The organism is Lacrimispora amygdalina (assembly GCF_003432035.1).
Taxonomy (GTDB): domain Bacteria; phylum Bacillota; class Clostridia; order Lachnospirales; family Lachnospiraceae; genus Lacrimispora; species Lacrimispora amygdalina.
In genome coordinates, this window is sequence record NZ_QOHO01000020.1 from 72,103 (window position 1) to 80,030 (window position 7,928).

General features: G+C 43.9%; 6 protein-coding genes and 1 pseudogene. 4 read left to right on the forward strand and 3 right to left on the reverse strand.

Annotated elements, in window-relative coordinates; translation table 11 throughout:
• Positions 1-11: 11 nt before the first annotated feature.
• On the reverse strand, positions 12-2,072 hold the full coding sequence (gene pflB, locus DS742_RS07275; protein WP_117416331.1) for a formate C-acetyltransferase: 2,061 nt from the start codon (positions 2,070-2,072) through the stop codon (positions 12-14).
• A 251-nt stretch (positions 2,073-2,323) separates the two neighbouring features.
• On the opposite strand from pflB, the gene DS742_RS07280 reads away from it, so the two are divergent.
• The gene (locus tag DS742_RS07280) at positions 2,324-2,524 is read left to right on the forward strand and encodes a DUF1858 domain-containing protein (RefSeq protein WP_097004642.1); all 201 of its coding nucleotides are present in this window, start codon (positions 2,324-2,326) and stop codon (positions 2,522-2,524) included.
• A gap of 19 nt (positions 2,525-2,543) precedes the next feature.
• Here DS742_RS07280 and DS742_RS07285 read toward each other — a convergent pair whose 3' ends face one another.
• Complete coding sequence (locus DS742_RS07285) at positions 2,544-3,434, reverse strand: AraC family transcriptional regulator (protein ID WP_117416332.1); 891 nt, start codon at positions 3,432-3,434, stop codon at positions 2,544-2,546.
• Positions 3,435-3,523: 89 nt separating this feature from the next.
• Complete coding sequence (locus DS742_RS07290; RefSeq protein ID WP_117416333.1) at positions 3,524-4,846, reverse strand: alpha-glucosidase/alpha-galactosidase; 1,323 nt, start codon at positions 4,844-4,846, stop codon at positions 3,524-3,526.
• 117 nt (positions 4,847-4,963) lie between these two features.
• Between DS742_RS07290 and DS742_RS07295 the strand changes: the two genes are divergently transcribed.
• From DS742_RS07295 to DS742_RS07305, 3 genes and pseudogenes are all read left to right on the forward strand, one after another.
• Positions 4,964-5,761, forward strand: coding sequence for an AraC family transcriptional regulator (locus DS742_RS07295; RefSeq protein ID WP_117416334.1), 798 nt, complete (start codon positions 4,964-4,966; stop codon positions 5,759-5,761).
• Between the two features lie 153 nt (positions 5,762-5,914).
• Positions 5,915-7,270 (forward strand): ABC transporter substrate-binding protein, encoded by a 1,356-nt coding sequence (locus DS742_RS07300; RefSeq protein WP_117416335.1) that lies wholly within the window; start codon positions 5,915-5,917, stop codon positions 7,268-7,270.
• Between the two features lie 63 nt (positions 7,271-7,333).
• Positions 7,334-7,909: pseudogene (locus tag DS742_RS07305) on the forward strand (carbohydrate ABC transporter permease); the annotation flags it as partial.
• Positions 7,910-7,928: the final 19 nt, after the last annotated feature.

The window sequence follows — 7,928 nt, forward strand, 5'->3', positions numbered from 1 at the left end:
ACAGCCACTCCTTACTTCTGGTCCTCGCCTAAAGCCAGTTCAAGATCCACTTCCAGATCTCCGGTGAAGATCTTATCCTCTTTGCCAAGAGCTCCTGGTACGATTGAGAAGGTATTGGAGATACCATCCTGAGCATCCTTAAATGGAAGCTTGGCCACTGATGCCAGAGATGCTACAGCACCATGAGTATCCCTTCTGTGCATTGGGTTAGCACCTGGTGCAAATGCTTCTCCCTTCTTACGTCCGTCAGGAGTTGCTCCTGTGTTTTTACCATATACTACGTTGGAAGTAATTGTCAAGATGGAAGTTGTGGCAATTCCTCCCCGGTAAGTATGATTTGACTTCACAAAGTTCATGAAGGTGTGTACCAGATCACTTGCAATCTGATCCACGCGGTCGTCGTTGTTTCCGTATTTCGGGAAATCTCCCTCAACTTCATAATCCACAACGATACCATTCTCATCACGGATTGCTTTCACCTTAGCATATTTAATAGCGGAAAGTGAGTCAGCAACAACGGAAAGACCAGCAATTCCGGTTGCAAACCAACGGGTTACTTTTTTATCATGAAGAGCCATCTGAATGCGCTCATAACTGTATCTGTCATGCATATAGTGAATGATGTTTAAAGCATTTACATAGACATTTGCAAGCCACTGCATCATATCCTTATAAGCATCCATTACTTCATCATAATCCAAATATTCAGAAGTAACAGGACGGTATTTAGGGCCTACCTGTTTTTTGGTGATTTCATCCACGCCGCCGTTGATGGCATATAAAAGACATTTTGCCAGGTTGGCGCGTGCTCCGAATAACTGCATTTCTTTTCCTACTCTCATGGAAGATACACAGCAGGCAATGGCATAGTCATCACCGTGGGTAACTCTCATTAAATCATCATTCTCATACTGAATAGAAGATGATGCGATAGAGGTCTTTGCACAGAAACGCTTAAAGTTACCTGGAAGCTTTGTAGACCAGAGAACCGTTAAATTAGGTTCTGGTGCAGTACCTAAGTTCTCAAGTGTATGAAGATAACGGAAGGACATTTTTGTTACCAGATGACGTCCGTCAATTCCCACACCGCCGATTGATTCTGTCACCCAGGTAGGATCACCGGAGAAAAGCTCGTTGTATTCCGGTGTACGTGCAAACTTCACAAGACGAAGCTTCATGATGAAGTGGTCCACAAATTCCTGAACTTCTTCTTCTGTGTAAGTACCTTCCTCTAAATCTCTCTGAGCATAAATATCAATGAAAGTAGAAGTACGTCCAAGGGACATGGCAGCACCATTCTGCTCCTTAACTGCAGCTAAGTAAGCCAGATAAGTCCATTGAATGGCTTCCTTTACATTCATGGCAGGCTTTGAAATATCAAATCCGTAAATAGAACCAAGTTTCTTTAATTCCTTTAAAGCACGGATCTGCTCGGATAATTCTTCTCTTTCCCGGATTACATCGGAATACATGGTAGTACGGGTGGTATTCTTTTGTTCTTCCTTATCTTCAATCAGACGGTCGATTCCGTAAAGAGCAACTCTGCGGTAATCACCGATAATACGTCCACGGCCGTAAGCATCCGGAAGTCCGGTAATGATGTGGCTGGAGCGGCAGTTACGCATTTCTTCCGTATAAGCATCAAAAACTCCTGCATTATGAGTCTTTCTATGAACACTGAAAAATTCCTTTATTTCCGGATCAATGGTATATCCATTGTCTGCACAGGCCTTTTCTGCCATTCGGATGCCGCCGTAAGGCTGCAGGGAACGCTTAAAAGGCTTATCTGTCTGAAATCCAACAATTGTTTCTTTGTCCTTGTCTAAATATCCAGGTCCATGAGAGGTAATCGTGGAAACGAGCTTTGTATCCATATCCAGAACGCCGCCGGCTTCCCGCTCCTTCTTGCTTAATTCCATAACCTGTGCCCACAGTTCCTCAGTTTTCTTTGTCGGTCCTGCAAGGAAAGTATCATCCCCGTCATAAGGGGTATAGTTCTTCTGAATAAAGTCTCTGACATTAATCTCATGTTCCCATATACCGTTGTTAAAAGCTCTCCATTCCGGTCTCATTTGTTTGTACCTCCATATAAAATCTTTATAATAAGTATCAATAATAAATAAGTGTCATCAAAGGTTATAATTCCTAGGACCTTTGTATGAATACATTATATATGAATACTGTATACAATGTCAATAGCGCTTAATGAGAAATTTTTCTATAAGCCTTTAAAAGAAAAAACGGAATGAAACCCTTGCTAATTACCTGGAAAAGTATTATATTATAAAAACAGTATGTACAATTTAATAAGGAGGAATACAAGATGCAGATTGATAAAAATATGCTGATCGGAGCATTGCTTGAGATGGATGACAACATTGCACCGATGCTGATGCGCGCAGGTATGCATTGTCTTGGCTGTCCCGCATCTCAGGGAGAGTCTTTAGAGGAAGCTTGTCAGGTTCATGGAATTGACTGTGATGTTCTGGTTTCTCAGATTAATGAAGTCTTAGCAGACAGATAGAGTATTTAAGGAGGCGGTCCTAAGGATCAGCCTCCTTATTTTTTATTTCTTTTTTTTCTTCCCGGTAATGCCTGGGACTCACTCCATATTCCTGTTTGAATATCTTGGAAAAGGTAAGTGGATTATCATAACCGATGCTGGTGGCTATTTCCTGTATAGACCGGCAGGTACCGGCCAGTTCCCGGGCTGCAATGTTTAACCGGAATCTCATTAAATACTCCTGGGGTGAAACTTCCAGTTTCTTTTTAAAAATTGAGGTTAAATAGGAACGGTTGATTCCGATGTAATCAGCAATATCCTGAACCCTGATGCGGTCATAGTTCAGCTTGATATACTGCAGCGCATAATCAATATACGTATCAATGGAATAATCATACTGGTTTTTGCTGGTGCGCAGGCTGCTCTGTGTTTCAATCAGCGTGGACAGGATCTCGTATAAATATCCCACACGCTTAATTTCATTGGCAAATGTCAGCTGGTTGGTATCCAGAATCTTCTGTATCATGGGCAGATAACACCGGTTGGGAATTGGGGAATGGATGGCACAATGTTCGTTTAACAGGCCCGCATATCCCAGATAGGCTTCCGCCATGGTGCCGTCAAAGGTGATCCACATATACTCCCATGGGTTTTCATAATCTGCATGATACTGAATCGGCTGGCCTTTGGGTATCAGGAAGATGTCATCAGTTTCCAGCTCATAACGGGTTCCTCCTGTTTCCAGAACACCCGCTCCTCCCAGCACAAAATGGAGATGATATTCATTGGGAATCTTGTGATTGTAAGTGTATCCGGGAGGACACTGCTGAATACCGCAGTGGACCAGATACAAATCATTGGTTTGACGCTTGATGTTTCTTAAACAACGGAATCCCGCCACACATTTATAACTCGTCTGTTTTTCAGTCAAAGCTATGCCCCCTCAATCGGATACTGATTATTCATATCTATTATACAGGAAGCCGTTTTTACTTGCAAATCTTATTTGCGGGAGAAATGTCAGCGGTACATGCTCATATAATCACCGTGTGCGTCAATCAGTTCATCCACCATGGCCCGGATATCCCTGATACTGAGCTCTGCACTGGTATGAGGATCCAGCATGGCGGCCTGGTAAATCGCCTCCCTGCTTCTTGTTCGGGCGGCTTCCACGGTAATCAGCTGGGGATTGATATTTGTCATATTCATGGCAGCCAGCTGGACAGGGAGACGGCCGACGTGACACGGAGTGATCCCGCTTCCATCTACCAGACAGGGTACTTCCACACACGCATCAGAAGGCAGATTCTCAATCAGACCCCTGTTTAAAACATTTCCTCCGATTTTATACGGGTGATTGGTTATGATGGCTTCCATAATATAGGAAGCATATTCCAGAGAACGGGTGTGAGTAATGGCTCCGTTGTTTAAGATTGACGCTTTTTCCTCTTCCCACTCATTAATCTGTTTGATGCACCGTCTGGGATATTCATTTAACGGGATATTAAATTCTTCAATCAGCTGAGGATACCGGGACTTAATAAACAGGGAATTATACTCAGCGTTGTGCTCGCTGGATTCCGTGCAGTAATAACCCAGATTTCGTATGTACTCAAAACGTACCATATCCTTGTGGCCGCCTGCCTGATTCATCTCAAGAGCCTTCTGCTTAATTAACGGATAGAGATCTTTGCCGTTCCGGTCGTGAATATTTAAAAGCCATGCCATATGGTTGATTCCGGCAATCAGCTCTGTCCGGCCTTCCAGACAGTCCTCCATACCCAGTTCTTTCAGCAGATTTTCCGAGCAGACCTGAACACTGTGGCACAGACCAATGGTTTTGACAGAGGTATACCGCTGCATGTATCCGGAGAGAATTGCCATGGGATTGGTATAGTTTAAAAACCAGGCATCCGGGCAGACCTCCTCCATATCTCTTGCAAATTCTTCCATGACCGGAATCGTTCTTAAGCCCCGCATGATTCCGCCGATTCCCAGCGTATCGGCTATGGTCTGACGCAGACCGTATTTTTCCGGTATTTTAAAATCGGTAATCGTGCAGGGATCATATCCGCCAACCTGGATGGCATTTACAACAAAAGTTGCACCAGACAATGCCTCCCTCCGGTTTTCCGGTCCTAAATAAGTGTGTATGGCGGCCCTTTTGTCATTTACATTTTTGTTGATTGCACTCAAAATAAGCTCCGAGTCCGAAAGACGGATGGGATCAATGTCATACAGAGCGATTTCAGCGTCGCGCAGGGAAGGCGTGCACATACAGTCTCCTAAGACATTTCTCGCAAATATCGTACTTCCTGCTCCCATAAAAGTTATTTTTATCATTGCTATTCCTCCTTGTTTTTCTTGTCTGCCAGATGAGGTTATTGTATAATTACAGCAGAAAAAAAGATAGGAAGTTTGTTTCAAAAAATTGTCAGTTTGTTGCATGGAGGTGAAAACATGAACCAGTCAGCAAGGGAGCTAACCATTTATTACTGCGGTCATGAAACGTGTATGCCCGGCCATTATTTCGGACCTGCTGTCCGTAAGCATTACCTCCTTCATGTTGTGCTGAAAGGCAGGGGAGTTTACAGGACTTCTGACAGGGAGTACCGGCTTATGGAAGGTGAGGCGTTTTTAATTAAGCCTCAGGAAGTGACTTACTATCAGGCAGATAACAGGGAACCATGGGAATATGCATGGGTGGCATTTTCCGGAACCGAGGCAGAACGTCTGGTATCCGAGTACCGGAGTGAGGAGGCAGGATACTGCTATCGCTTTGACAGTGGAAAAGAGTGGCGTGAGATTATTCTGGCTCTTGTGGCTGCTTTTTCTGGAACCTCCCATAATATGGATGAGATGAGGGGTTATCTCTATCTTCTTTTTTCCCATTTTCCCGGAAATGCCGCGCAAATGGATCTTTATGAGAAAAGTTATATAGAAAAGGCTGAAACATATATCCGGCATAATTACAGTTATCCCATACAAATTGCGGATGCAGCCAGGTATGTTGGGATTGACCGGACCTATCTTTACCGGATTTTTATGATGCATAAAGGGGTATCTCCCAAGCATTATCTGACGGAGTACCGGATACTTGAGGCAAAGCGTCTCCTGGAAGATACCACGTTAAGTATAACGGAAACAGCCCTTTCCTGCGGCTTTCATGATGCCTCTGTTTTCTGCAGATACTTTCAAAAAGCAGAGGGGCAATCTCCGCTGCAGTATCGCAGGCAGTTTCACAAAGCTGATTTGTGAATGTAACAAAACACCATATAAAAATCACATTAATCTATGTAAAATTAACAAAGAACAGATTATAATTAGATCCATAATAATAAAAAGTAACAAAAATTAATTGGGCAATAATTATGTAACTATTTAAAGTGACAAATTATGGGAGGTAACAAAATGAAACGGAGATGGGGATTACCAGCAGCAATGGCAGTTATCGCAGCATCTGCACTGATCGGCTGTTCCAGTCAGCAAAGCGGCAGCCAGACAACAGCCGCAGGATCACAGGAGACCAAGCAGGAGTCAAAGCAGGAATCAGGCGCAGCTGAGACGGAAAAGGAAAAGGGAGGCTCTTCCGGGACACTCACTGTAGCTATCTGGGATAAAAATCAGGAACCAGGTCTTACCAAGATTATGGCTGATTTCACGAAAGAGACCGGAATTAAGACACAGATTCAGGTAACACCATGGGATCAGTACTGGACCATGCTGGAAGCCGGCGCTACAGGAGGTTCTCTTCCTGATGTATTCTGGATGCATTCCAATGAGATTGCACGTTACTCGGAATATGAGATGCTGCTGGATTTAACAGACCGGATCAAGGCCAGTAAGACACTTGAGATGGATAAATTCCCCAAAGAGATTGTGGACATTTACAACTGGCAGGGAACCAAGCAGTATGCAGTTCCAAAAGACATTGACACCATTGCGCTCTGGTATAATAAAACCATGTTCGACGAGGCTGGAATTTCCTATCCAAGCAAAGACTGGACCTGGGATGATTTTGCAGATGCAGCGAAAAAGCTTACTAAGGCTGACGGAAGCCAGTATGGTTTTGCGGTTAGCCCTACCAATGATCAGGCAGGCTGGTGCAACCCAGTTTATGACATGGGCGGATATGTAATCAGCGATGACAAAAAATCTTCCGGATTTACCCAGCCGGGAACCATTAAGGCACTGACCTTCCTTACTGATCTTATGAAAGAAGGGTATGCACCGCCCTATGAGGTAATTGCAGAGAATAAGGAAGAAGCTTTATTTGAGGCTGGTAAGGTAGCTATGATTACCCAGGGTTCCTGGATGCTTTCAGAGCTTTGCAACAATGATTATGTAAAGGCAAACTGTGACATCGCTGTTCTTCCAAAGGACAAAACAACGGGAAGACGCGCTTCCATCTATAATGGCCTTGGCTGGGCGGCTTCTGCCAATACCTCCATGCCGGAAGAAGCATGGAAGCTGATTGAATACATGGGTTCCAAAGAAGCCCAGCAGAAGCAGTCTGATCTTGGAATTGTAATATCTGCTTATCAGGGAACTACCGATAACTGGATTAAGGCGTATCCGGACTTCAATTTACAGGCATATCTTGATATGATGGATGATCTTGTAATCCGTCCGTACTCCAAATCAACGGTTGCATGGACCAATATGATTCATGAAAAACTGATTGATGCGTGGAACGGAAATAAGAGTGTAGAGGAAGTCTGCAAGGATATTGATAAGGAAATGAATGCCATGCTGGCGGAAGAATAGGTGTGGTCGGGGAGGCAGATACAACGGCTGCCTCCCCTTTTGACGAAATTGCGGAGGGACTGCATGAACAGAAAAAAAACGGTATCAAGACGGGAGAAAAGTGAATTTTTGTGGGGCTGGCTGTTTTTGCTGCCTACTATGACAGGCCTCATAATTTTGAATATTATACCAATCTTTCAGACAATCTACCAAAGCTTTTTTAAAACCGGTGCCTTTGGAAAGGGCAATGTATACGTAGGACTCAGTAACTACAGCAAGCTTATGAAGGACAGTACAGTCTGGCAGGCGCTTTGGAATACCTTTAAGTATGCGCTTGTTGAAGTACCATTTTCCATAGCAATCGCGCTGGTATTAGCTGTTATACTAAATGGGAAAATAAAAGGCCGTTCGATTTGGAGAACCATTTATTTCCTGCCTATGGTTGCAGCCCCTGCGGCGGTAGCCATGGTCTGGAGATGGCTTTATAATTCAGAATTCGGTTTAATCAATCACCTTTTAAACCGGATTGGGCTTTCTTCTGTGAACTGGATCTCAGATCCTAAAATTGCTTATATTTCCATAGCTATTGTGGGAATCTGGTCCGTGATCGGCTACAACATGGTCCTGTTTTTTGCAGGCCTTCAGGAGATTCCGGGAGATTAGTGTGAAAGAAAGTAGA

Bases quoted from the DNA above. Each gene is read 5' to 3' on its own strand.
- DS742_RS07295 (WP_117416334.1), top strand. From the start codon at position 4,964: ATGAACCAGTCAGCAAGGGAGCTAACCATTTATTACTGCGGTCATGAA.
- DS742_RS07290 (WP_117416333.1), bottom strand. From the start codon at position 4,846: ATGATAAAAATAACTTTTATGGGAGCAGGAAGTACGATATTTGCGAGA.
- DS742_RS07300 (WP_117416335.1), top strand. From the start codon at position 5,915: ATGAAACGGAGATGGGGATTACCAGCAGCAATGGCAGTTATCGCAGCA.
- DS742_RS07280 (WP_097004642.1), top strand. From the start codon at position 2,324: ATGCAGATTGATAAAAATATGCTGATCGGAGCATTGCTTGAGATGGAT.
- pflB (WP_117416331.1), bottom strand. From the start codon at position 2,072: ATGAGACCGGAATGGAGAGCTTTTAACAACGGTATATGGGAACATGAG.